Below are 18,075 nucleotides of genomic sequence, written 5' to 3' on the forward strand. Positions count from 1 at the left end.
TAAAAAAGCGTGACTATGATTAATGTGGCGATTTTGGATATGAATAATGGGGAGCCCAATCAAGGGATGCGCTGCATTAAAGAAATTGTTGGGAGGTTTGAGGAGGAATTGACTTTTCAGATTTTTGATGTTCGAGTACACTCACAAATTCCAAAAATTGAAGATTTCGATCTATATGTTTCATCTGGAGGTCCAGGAAATCCTTTAGAAGGAAATGGAGACTGGGAAATAAAATATGCCCGGTTTCTAATGGATTTGATGGAATGGAATAAAGTCAACAGCAAGAAAAAATACTTATTGCTAATTTGTCATTCCTTCCAATTGGCTGTTCACACCTTTGGCCTAGCGGCGATTACAAAAAGGAAATCAAACTCTTTTGGAGTGATGTCCATTCACAAAACAGATTTGGGATTTGAAGATCCATTATTCGAAAACCTTGAAAACCCATTTTGGGCGGTAGATTCTAGAGACTTTCAAGTAGTCCAACCAAGGATGAAGCGGTTTAAAGAAATGGGAGCAAAAGTAATTGCCTTAGAAAAAATCCGATCACATTTAGAATATGAAAGAGCTTTGATGGGGATTCGTTTTTCCAACGAAATCGTAGGGACACAATTTCATCCAGAAGCTGACCCAGTGAGTTTTATGAATCACTTGAGAAAGGAAGATGTCAAACAAAAAATAATCGCCCAAAAAGGAAAAGCGAAGTACAGGACTATGCTAGAGCATTTGGTAGATGAAGATAAAATCTATAAAACTAATGAAACGCTTATTCCAAATTTCTTAAAAAATGCGATAAAACAGATAAAAGAACAGGCTTTAATTTTCCATTAAGTATATCATGATTGAGCACTACAGAAAGCACTTCAATAGCCAATTTAGTCAAGAGAAACATGGCGATTTTATTCAAGATATTGCAAATGATTTTGACTACTTGCCTACTTTCCGCATTGCAGAAACACCTTTTTTTATCTCCAATGAGTTAAAAAGTCAATTACTTGAAGGAACAAAGCAAGTTATTGACTTTATCAAAAGACCTGATTTCAAAACACTCACGCAAAGAGCTTTGGATCTCAACACAGAAGTACCAAATGAAGATTTACATACCCAATTTCTTGCCATCGACTTTGGAATCTGTGAAGAAAATGGCCAAATTATCCCCAAGCTCATTGAGGTACAAGGTTTCCCCTCTGTATTCAATTTTCAGCAAAATCTATTTGATAAATTTTTAAATCATTACCCATTTTTAAAAGAATTCAGTCCATATTTTGAAGGATTGGATAAAGCAAGTTTTTTAGCCAAACTTAAGGAATCAATCCTAAATGGTCATGATGAAAAAAATGTCGTTTTATTAGAAATTGAACCAGAAAAACAAAATACTAAAATTGATTTTTATTATTGTAGAAGGGATTTAAAAATCCCAATAGTCTGTGTCACAGAAATAATCAAGAGAGAAAAAAAACTCTTCTACAAAAATGACCAAGGGAATGAAATCCAAATTCATAGAATCTACAATCGGGTTATTTTTGATGAATTGAATTTGAGAAAAGATCTAAAATTAGAATTTGATTTTAGGGAAGAATTAGATGTGGAGTGGGCAGGTCATCCTAACTGGTTTTTTAGAATCAGTAAATATATACTCCCTTACTTGCACGGGCCATATTTCATAGACTCTACTCTTCTAAGTGAACTTAAAGAGATTCCTGATGATTTGGAAAATTATGTATTGAAGCCTCTTTTTTCATTTTCAGGGAGCGGAGTGATTTTCCATGTCAAAAAATCAGATTTAGAGGCGATTAAAGAGCGAGACTTATACATCTTACAAAAAAAAGTTAACTACTCGCCTATACTTCAAGCTCCTGACGGAATGGTAAAAGCTGAGGTTAGAATCTTATTGGTTTGGCCTGAAAAAGATCAAGAACCTACTTTGATGTCCAACTTGGTTCGTCTGAGTAGGGGCGAGATGATTGGGGTAAAATTCAATAAAGACAAAGATTGGGTTGGTGGAACCATAGGTCTTTTCGAATCCAAATGATTTTATTTCAGATATTTTTTTAACACTTACACAAATTAGCACTTCATATCCTGATATCAATCAGTTCATTTCTAGACAAAAGTCATTTGTACAAAACATAATTTTTTAGGATTATAAATCTTCCATTTAATCCATCAAAAAAAGACCTTTTTACGCTCTTTTTGTATAAAATTCCCTTTCTATTCCTATTCTTTTTAATAGCTTTAAGGAATGAAACGCAAAGTTTCAGATTAAATAAAACTCTTATTCATCGCTTTACACTATTTTCATGACCATAGGAATTTTAAAAGAACCAAAGGAGGAGTCTAGAGTGGCATTGCTTCCTGAGGCTGTCAAAACATTGCTTTCTTGGAACGCACAAGTTATTATTGAGACAGATGCCGGTTTATTAGCATTTGCTAATAATGAATCCTACAAAGCTGTGGGTGCAACTATCAAAAGTAGAATGGAAGTTCTAGCTGAAGCAGATATGATCTGTAGCATTCAGCCAATTTCACAAGAAGAAATTTCAAAAATGAAACCTGAAGCTATTCTTTTAGGTCAAATGGGAGCATTGTTTAATCCTGAACTGACAAAATTTCTACTAAAGGAAAAACGAACAGCCTTCAGTATGGAGCTTGTCCCAAGAACTACAAGAGCTCAAAGTATGGATGTACTTTCCTCAATGGCCACAGTAACAGGATACAAATCTGTACTTTTGGCAGCAAGTTCACTTCCTAGATTTTTTCCAATGTTTATGACTGCTGCAGGAAGTATCACACCCGCAAAAGTCTTGATTTTAGGAGCTGGAGTTGCAGGTCTTCAAGCCATCGCTACCGCCAAAAGGTTGGGAGCTTCTGTTTTTGCATTTGATGTACGACAAGCGGCTAAGGAAGAAGTACTTTCATTAGGTGCAAAATTCGTCGATGTAGAAGGAGCAAAGGAAGATAAAGGAGCTGGTGGATATGCTGTAGAGCAGTCAGCTGAATTTATTCAAAAGCAAAAAGACACCATTCACGAATATGCTGCCAAGTCAGACGTAATCATCACGACTGCTCAGATTCCAGGTAGAAAAGCACCACTTCTAGTAGAAGAGAGAACAGTATTAGCGATGAAGCCAGGTTCGGTAATTATTGATCTTGCGGCATCATCCGGAGGAAATTGCGCTTTGACTCAAGCTGATCAAACGGTGGAAATTAATGGTGTGAAAATAATTGGAGTAGGAAATATTGCATCAGAACTACCACAAGATGCCAGTAAAATGTATGGTAAAAATTACCTCAATTTTCTCAAATTAATCATCAAAGATGGGGAGATCAATCTCAATTTCGAAGATGATATTGTCAAAGGAACATGTGTTTGCCACAATGGTGAGGCTGTCAATTCTCGGATTTCAGAAATGTTAACTCAATAAAATGGAAAATCTATTAAATTTTATAGGCGATAATATGGAAATGATTTATTTCCTAATCCTCGCAATACTTTTAGGAGTAGAAGTGATTTCTAATGTACCTGCTATCCTTCATACCCCTTTAATGTCTGGAGCCAATGCCATTCATGGAGTAGTGGTAGTAGGGGCTATCATTGTAATGCTGCATGCTTCACCTGATAATTATGCCTCCTTGATTGTAGGGTTTTTGGCTGTGGTAATGGGCACACTGAATGTAGTCGGAGGCTTTGTGGTGACCGATAGAATGTTAGAGATGTTTAAGAAAAAACCTAAAAAATCATGAGTCTAAATATACTAGAAATCATTTATTTGATTGCTTCTCTGACCTTTGTGATAGGTTTGAAAATGCTCAGTCACCCAGAAACTGCTCGTAAAGGTAATTTGATTGCGGCTTTTGGAATGCTGATAGCAGTAATTGCTACGATAACAATCTATCAGCCTTTCGATAGTGCAAAAGCAATCAACTATGGCTTGATCGCATTGGGTTTGATTGTAGGTACTATCATTGGTACTATGATGGCCAAAAAAGTAAAAATGACAGCCATGCCTCAGATGGTTTCATTTTTCAACGGAATGGGTGGCGCTTGTGCTGCCCTGATTGCGATCATAGAGTATCAAAATCACGAAACTAGCGTAAGTGGTTCTTTTGATGGTGAATTTTTGGTGATGCTCTTGGGCTTAATCATCGGTTCGGTATCTTTTTCTGGTTCTATGATTGCCTACGGCAAATTAGAAGGGAAAATCAAAGACAAAGTGCTTCCGATGAATCAGTTGATCAATATGGTTATGCTATTCACCATTGTTGCACTGACAGTATATCAGATGTTGGGTTATGGTGATGCTACCGTTTTCTATGTTCTTCTAGTGATTGCCTTGATTTATGGTATCCTATTCGTAATGCCAATTGGTGGAGCAGATATGCCTGTTGTGATTTCTTTGCTTAATTCCTTTACAGGTGTTGCAGCAGCATTTGGAGGATTCCTTTATGGTAATAAGGCCATGCTGACGGGTGGTATTTTGGTGGGTTCTGCCGGAACTATCCTGACCATTCTAATGTGTACTGCGATGAACCGTTCATTGACCAACGTACTACTTGGAGCCTTTGGTGGTGCAAAAGCAGGTGGTGCAAAAGGAGAAGCTGGTGATCAAACAGCCAAAGAAATTAGCATTACTGATACAGCAGTATTACTTTCTTACTCTCAGAACGTGGTGATTGTACCAGGTTATGGTTTGGCAGTAGCTCAAGCACAACATATTTGCCACGAACTCGAAAAACTGCTGGAAGACAAAGGTGTCAATGTAAATTATGCCATCCATCCAGTTGCAGGACGTATGCCGGGTCATATGAATGTATTACTTGCTGAAGCTGACGTTCCATACGAGAGAATGCAAGAAATGGAAGAAATCAATCCAAGAATGGCAAATACGGATGTCGTGGTTGTGATTGGAGCCAATGACGTTGTAAATCCTGCGGCGAAAAAGGACCCTTCCTCTCCTATTTATGGCATGCCTATTTTGGAAGTAGATCAAGCGAAAAATGTAATAATTCTCAAAAGAGGAATGAGTGCAGGTTATGCCGGAATCGAAAATGAGTTATTCTTCTACCCCAAATCAAGAATGCTTTTTGGAGACGCTAAAGACTCTCTGCAAAAACTTGCAGCAGAAGTTAAAGAGGTTTAATTAGAACAATATTTAGATTTAAGAAGTGGTATATCAAGTATGAAACACTCTTAAAAATGAAAATAATTAAGGAAGGCTTTATATAAGTCTTCCTTTTTTTTACATAATTTTACTTTTAACATTATTGTAATTCGTACAAAAGCTTAAAATCCTCTATGAAAAAAAAACTTTTGATACTTTTGTTGTTGTTTGGAGCAGCACAATTAGCGACGGCTCAAGGTACTATTATAGGTATCCAAAATAGTCCTCGAAAAAGTATGATTAGCAGCATAATGAATCCTGCAGAAATTAACAATTTAGACAAAAAGGTAGAAGTCAACTTTTTCTCTATCAATGGTTCGGTCAATAACAATACAATCTCTTATGGAGATATCCTTGAATTTGGAGAAGATGTGATAGATGTTGCATTTCAAGGTGCAAATGGCCCAGTCAACATGCGGACTGACGCCTCAATTTTAGGCCCTTCAATAGGAATAAAAAGTGGAAAATGGGCATTTGGATTTAGTACACAGGCCTTTTTAAGGGCAGACATTATAGACTTAGACCCAACTTTAGGACAATCTATTTTAGATATTGCGTTTGAAAGTTCAAACAGCATGACGGCCATTTCCAGTGAATATAATCAAAGAGTAAATGCAGCAGGATGGGCAGAAATGGGCTTCCTTTTGGGGCGTGAAATTATAAATACAGAAAAACATAAATTTTCAATTGGAGCTACTGCCAAACTTCTATTCCCTGGATCTTATGCAAATTTTGGTCTTGACAGACTTAGCGCTGTGATCGTGCAAGATGAATTTGAAGTAAGTTTAACAGAAGCAACTGGTACACTCAATTTATCGTATTCAGAAGCAGATTTCGATGGAAGTAGCTTTGGACTAGGTACAGATGGTTTCAATTTTGGAAAAGTAAATGGAGTAGGATTTGATTTTGGTGGTAATTACCTGTTAAAAGATGCTGAAGGACGATCAAAATTGAATTTGGGACTTTCAGTAAGAAATCTTGGTAGTATGAGATTTGCAGAAGGTCAAGTGAATAACACCTATTCAATGAATATTCCAGAAGGAGAATTTTTTAGCTTAGATCAACTTAGTGATAATTTGGATGAAGTAGAACAACAACTCTTAGCTAGCGGGTATTTTACAAAAACAACCGAAACAGATGGAATCAAAACCAATCTACCCTCAATAGTCTCTGGGTATGCAGAATTAAAGCTTTTAAAGAAGCTTTATCTAAGTGCTTATGGTCAAGTCAGAACTGGTGATGATTTTGCAAACGAAACCATTACAGCACAAAACTTATTTGTAATTACGCCTCGACTTGTATTAGGAAAATTCGAAGTTTACTCCCCATGGACAAAAACAGAGGTGTCTGGGTATGCAGGAGGGTTAGGTCTAAGATTTGGCGGATTCTTTGTGGGAAGCAATTCTATTTTGACGGGTTTGACAGCGGACACCAAACAAGCTGATTTTCATGTAGGCCTGAGTTGGGGATTTGGTAGATATAATTAAGAAATAAAATAAGCCTCCACAAAATGCGGAGGCTTATTTGCTATCAAACCTTGTAAACCACTATTTTTAGTCTGTTGGACTGTCCTTTAATTTTTTATCTGGGAAAGCTACTATTCCAAAATCAGTACCTTTGATGTATTGAAATATTTTTGGAATTACTGAAACACATAGCATTAATCCTCCAAATAACAATATATGATGGGGATTAGTAAAATATGATCCAGATGTAAATACACCAAGTATAAGCAATGTACTGAAAGGCATAGAAATCGCAAGCACATTAATTCCAAGTTCGAGATCAAAAGTCGGGTTCGATTCCAAATCTTTATTTCCTATCTCCATTGATCGGACGGCAGACATGTGTGCAAAAGGCCAAAAACTTACTGCGCTTTGAGGAAAAACTACAGCCAATAGAATTGCTGCTTCATTTGGCATCGGCACAAGCAACACGAACACCCCACTCAAAAGAAATACAAATCCCGCTCTAAATGTCAATAAAGATGCGATCATTCTCAATTGAGCCCACTTGAAAACCACTGCTATTCCTATAAACAATAAAACAAGCGGTGTCATCATATTTTTCATCATCAATATTGCATCACTCAGAAAAATGGGCATACTTTCTAAATTTACACCAAAACTTAGAAGCAAAATTGCGGAGATAATCACCAAATTAATAGGTTCCTTCACCATAGAAAGAAGGAGCTGCTTAATTTTCTCAGTATTTGACCTAGATGTCAATCGGTGACTTTTGTAAAACCATGACATAGCCAGCATATAAGCAATCAATAAAACGAAAACCTTATTGCCAATATCAGACAATGCAGCCCAAGCAAGAATATCGTCTCCAAGGTATTCCACCACAAAAGGAAAACAAGTCAATCCCGGAGCTAAAGAAGGAATCAAAAGCAGTTTTTTCCAATAAATCAGAAGAGCCTGGGCCAAGCATGATATGCTCAGGAGAAACACCTTCTTTTTCAGCAATCATTTCCATCAAAGTAGCTGCATCTCTATGACCATATCTGTTTCCTGAACTTACAGCTTCCGAAATAGCTTGAATTACTTTTGGTGCCGGGCCGTATGGATTTTCATTGGCAGAAAGCCGAGCTGTAATTCTGGCTTCATCATAATTAAAGTTGGGTATATATTCTTTGAGGGTACTTTCTGGTTGGTAAGCGTGTAAGACCTCTCTTTTGCTCAATGCCATAGCTGGACTAACTGTGAGCGCACCTAAACCCAAAAGAGAGGATTTAATCCAATTTCTTCTATTGATCGACTTGTTCATATGAATTGTTATTAGTGGAATTATAAATACAAAGAGTGTCAAAAAAAGCTTTAACACAGATCTCAAAAAGGTTATTTGGGTTAGGAAAAAGAACATGTTGGTTGAATTTTCACCCCAACTTTCCAATTCTGATGTTAATCTAGTAATAATTGGTTTATTAAAAAACCATTGTTTGTATTTTTTATAATTTTTTAATAAAAAAGTGACTTATAAAAAACCTATTTTATTTAAAAATCATATGAACCGTTAAAAATTGGTTTGAAATTTAACCACTGATTAGAATTTTTATATCTCCTACCAAAAGTTTGCTTGAAAGATCTAGCTCAAATAAAATCTTTGGAAAAATGAATGATCAAAGAGAAGCGCTAATTTTGCAGTACGATTTGAACCGAATTGTATAAAATTGAATTTACAGAATATGATTATACCAGTTAGCATCACTTCCAAGGCACAAGAAGAAATCAAAAACATCATTACCAATAAGAATATCCCAAAAGATTATTCTTTGAGGATTGGGGTCAAAGGTGGTGGATGTGGAGGAATGTCTTATGCACTTGGCTTTGATAAACTTAAAGAAGGTGATCAGCAATTCATTTTAGAAGATATCCCAGTATTGATAGAAAAAAAACACGTGATGTTCCTAATGGGGATGGAAATAGACTTTTATGAAGGAAATGATGCCAGAGGTTTTACTTTTATCAATCCAGATATTCCAAAAAGACATGATGCAGAGTAATTTCCCACCCTGCATCATTTAGATTATTCTTTTGTGATGATATCGATTACTTCTTGTAGTTTTTCTTTACTTTCTGAATAAGGATCTAAATCAAACAACTCTACTTTCCTAAAATCAATTGGATGACTTTCACTTTGGAGAGAGATATATCCTGATTTCAAAAGTTGACCATCAACTTTTACTGCAGGATCAAATGGATTAACATTTCCACCTCCAATTTGAGGCTTATAATATGTCAATACTTTTTCTCCTTCCATAATATGATGGACTACGGAGTCTCCTAAAACTAAAAATTCAGCTATCACCCATTCTTCCCCGTGGTAGGTTTTGGCAGTTGAAGTGACACAATGAGGAGTAAATAATTCATCATCCATAACTACATTTGTTCCTGGAGTACAAAGATTGCTCGTAGGTCTTGGATTTTCTCCATCTCCCCCAAGCATTTGTCCCTCTATAGAAATAGGAAAATCTTGATCTACCAACATGGTTGCTGGATCTTGAGAATGAAGCATAGCTCCACTATTTCTTGTCGCCCAAGATTCTCCACCTCCTGCCTGCTCTCCGACAAATCTATATTCGACCTTCAATAAATAATATGAGTAAGGATTTTTATAAAAAATATGTCCAAACTGATTGTCAAATTTTTCATATTGATCATACCTAACTTTCAATAACCCATCTTCAACACGAAAAGTATTTCCAAAATTTTCATTCAACTTGTGCTTTGAAATTTTTATAATCCAGTCATTCAAATCTTCACCGTTAAAGAGCTGAATCCAATCGCTTCCAAAATCTTTTACTTCTAAAACCTCTTCTTCGTTAGAGTTTGTAGATTGACCACAAGACCATATAATGGATGCTAGCGCAAGCGTGAAAATAAATAATCGTTTTGTCATAATAGATTTAATTTAAAATGGTTTGAATTGTGTACAATGCTTAAACTTAGCCAAAGAAAATTAAAAACTTGCAAAGAAGGAGTTAAAGGTATAATTTCGATTTTAAAACTTAGAATTCATGCTGCGATTTCTTACGGGTACCATCTTTTTTATTTCGCTTGTACTGTTTTTCAGTGTGTATGTTTCTCCAGAATATTTTCCATATGCAGGACTTTTGACACTACTAATCCCTCTACTTTTAATAATAAATGGTATCATTTTCATTTTATTGTTATTGGCAAAAAGACGCTTAGCCTTCCTTCCGCTCTTGGCTATTGTGATAGGGTGGAAATTCATGGGTGTTACATTTCAGCTCAATCCGATCAAAGATAATCCAAAAGGTTTATCCGTTTTAAGTTACAACGTACATCTCTTGCGCTATGCAAAACCTGGAGGGGATAACAAAACAGTCACTCAAAATATCACAAAATGGCTTCAAGACAATCCATCTGATATCAAATGCTTTCAGGAATTTTATCAAGACTTCACTACACCCTCAAGAAATGCTATCAAAGCATTAGCAACTGATTCTGGATATGAATATTCTTATCAAATTATAGAAGGGAATCCGAGAAAACGATCTTATGGGATGGTAATTTTCAGTAGATACCCAATTATCAATGAAGGTCGCGTATTCGATACAAAGAGGAATAATGGAGTGATTTTCGCAGACATCAAAGTGGACAAAGACACTATTAGAATCTATAATGCACATTTAGAATCTATGAGTATTCCTTCCGAAGGCTTGAGTGATTTGGATGGTATCAAGGAAAATTATCGAGAAACTCTTGGCAAACTAAAAAGAGGTCAAGTCATTCGTGCGACCCAGCTAGGTGTATTGATAGAACACATGAAAAATAGCCCATACGCCAATGTATTGGTAGGAGATTTCAATGATGTACCCTATAGCTACACTTATTTTTCTTTGAGAAAAATCATGAAAAATGCTTTCGAAACAGCAGGTAGAGGTTTTGGATTCACTTATAATAAGGTTCTATTTTTTTTAAGGATTGATAATATTTTTTATGACGAAGTATTGCAAATAGAGCGGTTCAAAACTCACAGAGAAGTGGATTATTCAGATCATTATCCAGTTTCTGCTACATTTTCTTGGGAAAAACCCTTGAGAAAAGTAAGTCTTGAAGAGCTTGATTAACATTTTTATAGATAATCAATCTATCTAGTAGGTTTTGCTCTCTTAAAAAATTTCATCGGTATATCAGAATAAGGTGCAAATTGAATTTGACTATACCTAAAAATTGTTATATAATGGATTATGAAGTTAAATGACAAAAAATATATACAAAACAGTATTCCAAATGAATTAAAAAATGTAATTATCAAAGCACTTGACTTTTACCCTGATTTAGTAGATGTGAGTATAGAATTCAAACTCAGCGAAAACATCCGAAAATCAGTGATGCAAGCGCAACCGAAGTTCAAAACTATGTTGGGCTCCAGAAAAAAAAGAGCTTACATTATAAAAATCAGTAGATTTTTTTCTCTCAAAGGAAAAGTCACTCCTATTCACGAGTTGCCAGAAGATGTTTTAGTCGGTTGGATTGGTCATGAACTCGGACATGTCATGGACTATCTTCAAAGAAGTAACTGGTCGATGTTAGTTTTTGGAATTGGATATTTAACCTCGCGAAGTTTCATTATCTCAGCAGAGCGATCCGCTGACACCTACGCTGTCAATCATGGTCTTGGTAAATATATTTTGAAAACAAAACAGTTTATCCTTCATGAAGCAGGAATGTCGGATGCCTATATTGAGAAAATCAACAAACTCTATCTACCACCAGAAGAAATCATGCATTTAATGGAAAACATTCCAATTGAAAATTAAGATCTTATTAGTTCCCTTCCATTCAAAAGGCTTAAATGATTGGTGATAAGTAAAAAATATTTATAGATTTTAAAATTCTGACTTATCCATTTTTTGAAACATAATTTTCCCAATCTTTAAAATCTTTTCCCTTCATGACCCTTGGGATTTTAACTTGCCCACCTTTTTGTTTTGTTTCCTCGGTCCATTTTCTGAATAATTCATCTGTAATAAGCTTCACCTCTACCCGCTTCAATGCTTTATTCCTAGCAACTTTATAGTTTTTGTTATTTTCCTTCAAAATTTTATCCAAGCGCTCTGCAATTTCCTTTTCATCGAGCTTTTTCTTAGCATCTAAACCTAAATACCATTTGTGTGAGTAATCATTTTCCTCTAATACTGCTGACACCGTAAATTCTTTGATTTGGCAATCAAACTCCTCACTTAACCTTTCCATAACTTTATTCATTTGATTGACCGACAACTGAGAACCGACCACATTAAGAAAATGCTTTGTTCTTCCAGTAATCTTAATTTCAGCTTTTTCTTTATTGGTAAAAGCAATAGTGTCCCCAATCATGTATCGCCAAGCTCCAGACACAGTGCTAATCACCAAAACATAATCTATACCTTCTTCTACATCTTCAATTTTAATTGATTTTGCATTCTGATTGATACTTCCATCCTCTTCCATGTTTTCTGGTATGAAGGGAATAAACTCGAAATAGATACCATTATTTGTCATCAATGCCATAGCGTCAGTTTCTTTTCTGATTTGCGTAGCTATATAACCTTCAGAAGCTAAATAAGTATCAATAATGACGATTTCTCTTCCACATAATTTTTCAAATGATTTCCTATATGGTTCAAAAGCTACACCACCTGAAGTGTATACTTGAAAATTTGGCCAGATATCATGAATAGTTTCTACATCATGAAACTCAATAACCTTTTTGAGCATGAGCTCAATCCATGATGGAATTCCCGAAATAGCACCAATATCCCAATTTACGGATTCTTTAGCCAGCTCTTCTACTCTTAGATCCCAATCATCAATTGATGAAATCTCTTTACCGGGCCTGTAAAACCCCTCAAACCAAAAAGGAATTTGACTTGCGCTGATTCCACTAATTTCTCCCTCAAAGTGTCCGTTTACTTCTTTGAGGTTAGTACTACTTCCAAACATTAGAATTTCTTTCTCAAAAAATTCAGCAGGAAGATCAAAATCTGCTATCCCTTTAATCTGCTGCATCCCTCCCCGGCGAATAGACTGCATCATATCTTCTGTAACTGGAATATGCTTTTTGGTGCTTGTAGTTCCGCTGGAAACTGCAAAAAACTTCACTTTTCCAGGCCAAGTAATATCTTGACCGCCATCGATGACTTTCTGCCACCACTTTTCTTTCAATTGATCATAATCATGAAATGGAACTTCATTGGCGAAACCTTCTCTTATATTCTTTGATTTACGGATTTGCTCAAATTGATAATATTTTCCAAAAGCTGTGTCTTTTGCCCTTGAAAGCAATTCTTCCAAAACTTTTTCTTGTGCTTCTTGAGGATTGGTATTAGAAAAAATTTTATCTAATGTCTCTACTGATTTTTTAATAATCTCTCCTATAATAGCCATTTTGTTCGATTTAAGTGTTCTTGAAAATGTATTAAAAAAGTCCCTTCCAGAAAGCAAGTTCACCTTTAAAAATGTAAGACCAGAAGGATTTCTTAATATATGAAAAGGAACAATATCCTTGCCACACAAGAAAAAAAGCTCAACAACTCCACTTTTTCTAGAATTGTTGAGCTTTTTCTGACATAGAAATACTCGATGAATTTAATTTTGATTCTACCAGAATACAATATAAAGTGCTGCCGTAATCAAAGTAATGATAAACGCTCCAATCTTGAAGCCTGAACTAGTTTTGAAAATATCACCGCTGATATCAATGCTGTTTGGATGATCTTTTCCTTTTCCTTCTACCAAACTGATGATCACCATCAAAGTAGCTAACACCAAGAAAACCACACCCATTCTATCTAGGAAAGGTAGATTTGGCCAAACTACTTTTAAAACAATAGAAAGTGGAATACTTAAAGCTGCGCCGGTTAGTGCTGCATTGGAAGTTGTTTTTTTCCAGAAGACACCAAAGAAGAAAATCGCAAATACACCTGGGCTAATGAAACCAGTATATTCCTGAATAAACTGGAATGCTTGATCCAATTGCCCCAATGCAGGAGCTACAATCGCAGCGATAATAAACGCAACTGCTGCTGTGATCCTACCAACTCTTACTTGCTTAGCTTCAGAAGCATCTCTACCAAAATATTTCTTATAAATATCCATGGTGAAGATGGTAGATGTACTATTTGCCATTGATGCCAAAGAAGAAACAATCGCAGCAGTCAGGGCAGCAAAAGCCAAACCTTTCAACCCCGTAGGAAGCAATTGCAATAAAGTAGGATAAGCTCTATCAGATTTGATTATTCCTGTTACAGGATCTTTCATAGATTCAACAAAACTTGTATCGATACCATTATTTACAATAACCAAAGCTGCAATTCCTGGAATTACAACAATTAAAGGCATCAAAAGCTTCAAGAAGCCTGCGAAAATCATCCCTTTTTGGGCTTCATCTAAACTTTTTGCAGCTAGCGCTCTTTGCGTTATATATTGGTTGAATCCCCAATAACTCAAATTGGTAATCCACATCCCTCCTACCAAAACACTTATACCTGGTAGATCTAAATAAGCATCTCTGACGCCACCCTTACCATCAGGAATCATCATTTCTCCTTTTGAAAGAATCATAGAAAAATGTCCTGGAACTTCTTGTCTCAACAAGCCCAAACCATCCCATGCACTTCCACTTCCTACCATCGTCAAGGCGATGTACGTTGTAGCCAAGCCGCCTGCAATTAGGAAAAATACTTGAACAACATCAGTCCAAGCTACTGCTTTAAGACCACCGTAAATGGAATAAATCATCGCAAATAAAGCCAAACCTATGATGGCATAGGTCATAGGAACATCAAGAATGGTATTCAAACTCAATGCGCCCAAATAGAGCACTGATGTCAGATTGACAAATACATATAAAGCGAGCCAGAAAATAGCCATTGTAGTTCTTACTCTAGTATCATATCGGTCAAGTAAGAATCCCGGCATGGTGTAGATACCTTTTTTGATATAAACAGGCAAGAAAAAAATCGCAACTACCAAAAGTGTAATTGCAGCCATCCATTCATATGTAGAAATGGCTAGTCCTAAGGCAAATCCTGAACCAGACATTCCTATAAACTGCTCTGCAGAAATATTGGATGCAATCAAAGAAGCACCTACGGCCCACCATGGTAAGGCTTTGGATGCTAGAAAATAATCTTGAGAATTTTTGACATGGCCTTTTTTCTCACGAGAGACAAAAAGACCCATTCCAATGATGAGGCAACAATAGCCAATGAATACAATGAGATCTAAAGGTTCTAATAACATAGGTTGAGGTTGATTATATGGGGTTTAAATTTGGTTTGTGAGTTTCAAATATAAGTTTTTCAATTTAGGAATGAATATTTTATTAGATTTTGTAGCACGAAATTATTTTAAAGCAAAGAATTCATTCAAATTACTCCTCAAATTTTCTCTATTCTGATTTTTAGAATCATTTACAAGAACCATTATAAATTCACAATTAGTCTAATTTAATTTCATTAATACTGTTTAATCATATTTGCCTATTTGTCCATTAATTATCAGTTGGTCAACTAATTTTCATTACTACAGCTTTGAAAACCATTTTTACATTCATATTTGATGAAAAAAAATATTTTTTTTCATCAAGCTCAAGATCATATTATCAGAAATTAATAATTCTTATATTTCAGCTGTTTAATCACCAAGCCCCACCCACGCACGCACTTCATAAAGATGAAAGAAAAGTCCAAATTTCACCCAATTTAGATTGTGGAAAATCGCGTTGTAAATAAGAAAATAGAAGAAAAAAGACTGCAAAATCTTTACTCTTACAAAATTCTTAATACCAAAGCAAATTTGGATTATGATCAAATTACTACTTTGGCCTCTCAAATATGTGGTACAAATGTGGCTATGATCAATTTTATAGATGAAAAAGTTCAATGGACAAAATCAGCGGTCGGTATCAAAAAGCAAATTATCGATAGAAATCAGTCATTTTGTAATCAAACGATCAAAAATCAAGATAGACCATTGATAATTGAAGACCTTACTAATGATGATCAGTTCAGAGAAAACTCATTTGTCGCCAATGAACCTCATTTAAGATTTTATGCAGGTCATCCAATTTTATCAAAAGAAGGATTTGCATTAGGTACTATTTGCGTACTTGATTTTAAACCATTAAAATTATCAAATCAACAAATAGAATCTTTGAGAATTCTTGCTCTTCAAGTTAAAAATCTCTTAACATTAAGCTCTTCTAATGAAAAACTTAAATCCACTTCCAATCGATTAAAAGAAAAATCAAGGCAACTTAAAAAATTTTTTGAAGCTAATGTTGATCTCTTCTGTATAAGTAATCAAGAGCTCGAAGTAATTTCACTCAACCAATCTTGGGAGCACACATTAGGTTTTTCAAGCAAAGAAATCAAACGAAGGGGATTAAAGTTTTTCATTCATCCAGAGGATTTAAAAAGAAGCTTAGAAAAAGCTGATACGCTATCACAAAATCTTCCGATTCTTAATTTCACCAACAGATACTTATGTAGCGATGGAACCTATAAAACACTCGAATGGAGGTCCTACTTAGAAGACAGCTTGATCTACTCATCTGCACGGGACATCACCGAAAAAATTGAGATAAGCAAAAAGATAGAAGCTCAAAAATTATATACAGAATCCATTTTAGCTGCGCTACCTGATTTATTATTTATAGTCGACAAAAATGGAATCTATTTAAATTTTACTTCTAATAATGTTGACGATCTATTACTCAAACCTGAAGAATTCATCGGTAAAAATGCCAAAGATATTCTTCCTTCTGAACTTGGATTAGAATTTATCAAAACCATTCATGAAACTATTTCTAAAAATGAATCTAAGTCAATGAAATATGACTTATTCTTAAAAGGTAAATTTCAAAATTTTGAGGCTAGATTTTCTCCCTTTGAGTCAGATAAAGTAATTGTAATAATTAGAAATATTTCACTTGAAAAACAAATTCAAGATCAACTCATAAGAACTAAAAACCTTTTAGAAATAGCAGGGAAAATATCCAAAACTGGAGGATGGGAAATTGATTTCGTTACCAATGAAGTTATATGGTCCCAAATGGCTCGTCAGATTATGGAAATCGACGAGGATTATATTCCTTCTCTAGAAAATGGAATTTCTTTTTATAAACAAGGAAGTAAAGAAAAAATCATTAGTGCTTTCAAAGAAGCTGTTGAGCAAAATAGAGCATATGATCTGGAACTTGAGATTTTAACTGCTTTGGGTAATACGAAATGGGTAAGAACACAAGGCCAACCTATATTTGAGAATGGGAAGTGCACTTATATCTACGGAACTTTTCAAGATATTACGGAAAGATATTTACAAGAAAAGTCCATAAAAGAAAGTGAAGAAGATTATAAAAAACTTTTCGAAAATATGGCTCAAGGCGTGGTCTATCAAAAATCTGATGGCACGATTATAAGGGCGAATTCGGCTGCTGAAAAAATTCTAGGCTTGACATTTGATCAAATGATTGGAAGGACTTCAGTCGACCCTAGGTGGCATTCAATTCACGAAGATGGAACTAGTTTCCCAGGGGATCAACACCCTGCAATGATAACTTTGAGAACTGGAGAACCAATCAAAAACAAAGTTATGGGGGGTATTTCACCCTCTAAAAAACAAACATTTATGGATCTCAATCGACACCATCCCTGAATTTGAAGACGGAAATACCAAACCATACAGAGTCTTAGCAACCTTTAAAGACATTACGGCTGAACGACAGATTCAAAATGAAATTTTAGAGAGTAAAGCAACACTACAAGCAATTATAGAAAGCTCTAAGGAAAGTATCTGGTCATTAGATACCAATTTGAAAGTAATATTTTGTAATCAAAAAGTGGCAGATCAGTTTAATCGGGCCTTTGGAAAAAAACTGGGAGAGGGAATGTCTATGTTAGAAATGATCCCAGAAAAATTCAAAGAACTTTGGGAAGTTAGATATAAAAAAGCTTTAAATGGAGAGTCCATTGTATTTACAGAGGAAATAGAAATTGAAAATGAAAATTTCCTTTTTGAATCCTCGATACAACCTGTCTTTGTAAACAATAAAATTATTGGAATTGCAGTGTTTAGTAAAGATGTAACAGAGACCACTTTACACATCAAAACTATCGAAAAACAAAATAAGACTTTGAAGGAAATTGCGTGGATGCAATCTCATAAAGTTAGGGCTCCTTTAGCAAGGTTAATGGGTTTGGTAATGTTGCTTGAAGAAGATGATCAATTTGATATACCCGTGTTAGAAGTCCGAAAAGAAATCTTAAACTCTTCACTTGAGCTTGATAGTATCATTAGAGAAATCTCATCAAAAACCCATCAACTCGAAAAATTAGATTAAGGATTGACTTAAGAACTGTCAAAAGTCACTTTTTAATCTTAATAAAATATTTACA

Annotated in this window: 16 protein-coding genes; 11 read left to right on the forward strand and 5 right to left on the reverse strand. The window is 35.1% G+C overall.

The features are described 5' to 3' along the window. The first annotated feature begins 15 nt into the window (after nucleotides 1-15). The 6 genes from BELBA_RS16945 (at nucleotide 16) to BELBA_RS16970 (ending at nucleotide 6,649) form a co-directional block, all read left to right on the forward strand. Nucleotides 16-831, forward strand: a complete 816-nt coding sequence (locus BELBA_RS16945) for a type 1 glutamine amidotransferase (RefSeq protein WP_014773901.1) — start codon at nucleotides 16-18, stop codon at nucleotides 829-831. Nucleotides 832-838: 7 nt separating this feature from the next. Next, nucleotides 839-2,032 carry a hypothetical protein gene (locus tag BELBA_RS16950; RefSeq protein WP_014773902.1) on the forward strand — a complete coding sequence of 398 codons (1,194 nt, stop codon included), beginning with the start codon at nucleotides 839-841 and terminating at the stop codon, nucleotides 2,030-2,032. A gap of 268 nt (nucleotides 2,033-2,300) precedes the next feature. Continuing rightward, on the forward strand, nucleotides 2,301-3,425 hold the full coding sequence (locus BELBA_RS16955) for a Re/Si-specific NAD(P)(+) transhydrogenase subunit alpha (RefSeq protein WP_014773903.1): 1,125 nt from the start codon (nucleotides 2,301-2,303) through the stop codon (nucleotides 3,423-3,425). 1 nt (nucleotide 3,426) lies between these two features. Next, nucleotides 3,427-3,744 carry an NAD(P) transhydrogenase subunit alpha part 2 gene (locus tag BELBA_RS16960; RefSeq protein WP_014773904.1) on the forward strand — a complete coding sequence of 106 codons (318 nt, stop codon included), beginning with the start codon at nucleotides 3,427-3,429 and terminating at the stop codon, nucleotides 3,742-3,744. Next, nucleotides 3,741-5,141 (forward strand): NAD(P)(+) transhydrogenase (Re/Si-specific) subunit beta, encoded by a 1,401-nt coding sequence (locus BELBA_RS16965; protein WP_014773905.1) that lies wholly within the window; start codon nucleotides 3,741-3,743, stop codon nucleotides 5,139-5,141. Before BELBA_RS16960 ends, BELBA_RS16965 begins: the two co-directional genes overlap by 4 nt. Nucleotides 5,142-5,296: 155 nt before the next feature. Then, nucleotides 5,297-6,649, forward strand: a complete 1,353-nt coding sequence (locus BELBA_RS16970) for a hypothetical protein (RefSeq protein WP_014773906.1) — start codon at nucleotides 5,297-5,299, stop codon at nucleotides 6,647-6,649. Nucleotides 6,650-6,715: 66 nt separating this feature from the next. Here BELBA_RS16970 and BELBA_RS16975 read toward each other — a convergent pair whose 3' ends face one another. Together BELBA_RS16975 and BELBA_RS16980 are read right to left on the reverse strand one after the other, a co-directional pair. Beyond that, nucleotides 6,716-7,513, reverse strand: coding sequence for an AEC family transporter (locus BELBA_RS16975; RefSeq protein WP_211208399.1), 798 nt, complete (start codon nucleotides 7,511-7,513; stop codon nucleotides 6,716-6,718). Beyond that, nucleotides 7,464-7,934, reverse strand: a complete 471-nt coding sequence (locus tag BELBA_RS16980) for a hypothetical protein (protein WP_157466118.1) — start codon at nucleotides 7,932-7,934, stop codon at nucleotides 7,464-7,466. The genes BELBA_RS16975 and BELBA_RS16980 overlap by 50 nt, the downstream gene beginning before the upstream one ends. 418 nt (nucleotides 7,935-8,352) lie before the next feature. Here BELBA_RS16980 and BELBA_RS16985 point away from each other — a divergent pair, with 418 nt between their 5' ends. After that, nucleotides 8,353-8,670: a HesB/IscA family protein gene (locus BELBA_RS16985; RefSeq protein ID WP_014773908.1), complete on the forward strand. Its 318-nt coding sequence runs from the start codon at nucleotides 8,353-8,355 to the stop codon at nucleotides 8,668-8,670. 23 nt (nucleotides 8,671-8,693) lie between these two features. Here the strand turns inward: BELBA_RS16985 and BELBA_RS16990 are convergent, their stop codons facing one another. Further along, the gene (locus BELBA_RS16990; protein ID WP_014773909.1) at nucleotides 8,694-9,566 is read right to left on the reverse strand and encodes a 3-keto-disaccharide hydrolase; all 873 of its coding nucleotides are present in this window, start codon (nucleotides 9,564-9,566) and stop codon (nucleotides 8,694-8,696) included. 118 nt (nucleotides 9,567-9,684) lie between these two features. Here BELBA_RS16990 and BELBA_RS16995 point away from each other — a divergent pair, with 118 nt between their 5' ends. Together BELBA_RS16995 and BELBA_RS17000 are read left to right on the forward strand one after the other, a co-directional pair. Then, nucleotides 9,685-10,761, forward strand: a complete 1,077-nt coding sequence (locus BELBA_RS16995; RefSeq protein WP_014773910.1) for an endonuclease/exonuclease/phosphatase family protein — start codon at nucleotides 9,685-9,687, stop codon at nucleotides 10,759-10,761. 120 nt (nucleotides 10,762-10,881) lie between these two features. After that, nucleotides 10,882-11,454 (forward strand): hypothetical protein, encoded by a 573-nt coding sequence (locus BELBA_RS17000; protein WP_014773911.1) that lies wholly within the window; start codon nucleotides 10,882-10,884, stop codon nucleotides 11,452-11,454. A gap of 82 nt (nucleotides 11,455-11,536) precedes the next feature. On the opposite strand, the gene BELBA_RS17005 is transcribed toward BELBA_RS17000, so the two are convergent. Next, nucleotides 11,537-13,063 (reverse strand): GH3 family acyl-acid amido synthetase, encoded by a 1,527-nt coding sequence (locus tag BELBA_RS17005; RefSeq protein ID WP_014773912.1) that lies wholly within the window; start codon nucleotides 13,061-13,063, stop codon nucleotides 11,537-11,539. 213 nt (nucleotides 13,064-13,276) lie between these two features. Further along, complete coding sequence (locus tag BELBA_RS17010) at nucleotides 13,277-14,920, reverse strand: sodium/sugar symporter (protein WP_014773913.1); 1,644 nt, start codon at nucleotides 14,918-14,920, stop codon at nucleotides 13,277-13,279. A gap of 468 nt (nucleotides 14,921-15,388) precedes the next feature. Between BELBA_RS17010 and BELBA_RS17015 the strand changes: the two genes are divergently transcribed. Together BELBA_RS17015 and BELBA_RS20250 are read left to right on the forward strand one after the other, a co-directional pair. Next, nucleotides 15,389-17,335, forward strand: a complete 1,947-nt coding sequence (locus BELBA_RS17015) for a PAS domain S-box protein (RefSeq protein WP_041779427.1) — start codon at nucleotides 15,389-15,391, stop codon at nucleotides 17,333-17,335. Between the two features lie 82 nt (nucleotides 17,336-17,417). After that, nucleotides 17,418-18,020 carry a PAS domain-containing sensor histidine kinase gene (locus BELBA_RS20250; RefSeq protein ID WP_280956350.1) on the forward strand — a complete coding sequence of 201 codons (603 nt, stop codon included), beginning with the start codon at nucleotides 17,418-17,420 and terminating at the stop codon, nucleotides 18,018-18,020. Nucleotides 18,021-18,075 lie beyond the last annotated feature (55 nt).

It is taken from the genome of Belliella baltica DSM 15883 (assembly GCF_000265405.1).
GTDB lineage: Bacteria > Bacteroidota > Bacteroidia > Cytophagales > Cyclobacteriaceae > Belliella > Belliella baltica.

Excerpts from the sequence above, each read along its gene's own strand:
- BELBA_RS17005 (WP_014773912.1), bottom strand. The coding sequence starts at position 13,063 with ATGGCTATTATAGGAGAGATTATTAAAAAATCAGTAGAGACATTAGAT.
- BELBA_RS16985 (WP_014773908.1), top strand. The coding sequence starts at position 8,353 with ATGATTATACCAGTTAGCATCACTTCCAAGGCACAAGAAGAAATCAAA.
- BELBA_RS17010 (WP_014773913.1), bottom strand. The coding sequence starts at position 14,920 with ATGTTATTAGAACCTTTAGATCTCATTGTATTCATTGGCTATTGTTGC.
- BELBA_RS16980 (WP_157466118.1), bottom strand. The coding sequence starts at position 7,934 with ATGAACAAGTCGATCAATAGAAGAAATTGGATTAAATCCTCTCTTTTG.
- BELBA_RS16965 (WP_014773905.1), top strand. The coding sequence starts at position 3,741 with ATGAGTCTAAATATACTAGAAATCATTTATTTGATTGCTTCTCTGACC.
- BELBA_RS17000 (WP_014773911.1), top strand. The coding sequence starts at position 10,882 with ATGAAGTTAAATGACAAAAAATATATACAAAACAGTATTCCAAATGAA.
- BELBA_RS16960 (WP_014773904.1), top strand. The coding sequence starts at position 3,427 with ATGGAAAATCTATTAAATTTTATAGGCGATAATATGGAAATGATTTAT.
- BELBA_RS16970 (WP_014773906.1), top strand. The coding sequence starts at position 5,297 with ATGAAAAAAAAACTTTTGATACTTTTGTTGTTGTTTGGAGCAGCACAA.
- BELBA_RS16955 (WP_014773903.1), top strand. The coding sequence starts at position 2,301 with ATGACCATAGGAATTTTAAAAGAACCAAAGGAGGAGTCTAGAGTGGCA.
- BELBA_RS16995 (WP_014773910.1), top strand. The coding sequence starts at position 9,685 with ATGCTGCGATTTCTTACGGGTACCATCTTTTTTATTTCGCTTGTACTG.
- BELBA_RS16990 (WP_014773909.1), bottom strand. The coding sequence starts at position 9,566 with ATGACAAAACGATTATTTATTTTCACGCTTGCGCTAGCATCCATTATA.
- BELBA_RS16945 (WP_014773901.1), top strand. The coding sequence starts at position 16 with ATGATTAATGTGGCGATTTTGGATATGAATAATGGGGAGCCCAATCAA.
- BELBA_RS16950 (WP_014773902.1), top strand. The coding sequence starts at position 839 with ATGATTGAGCACTACAGAAAGCACTTCAATAGCCAATTTAGTCAAGAG.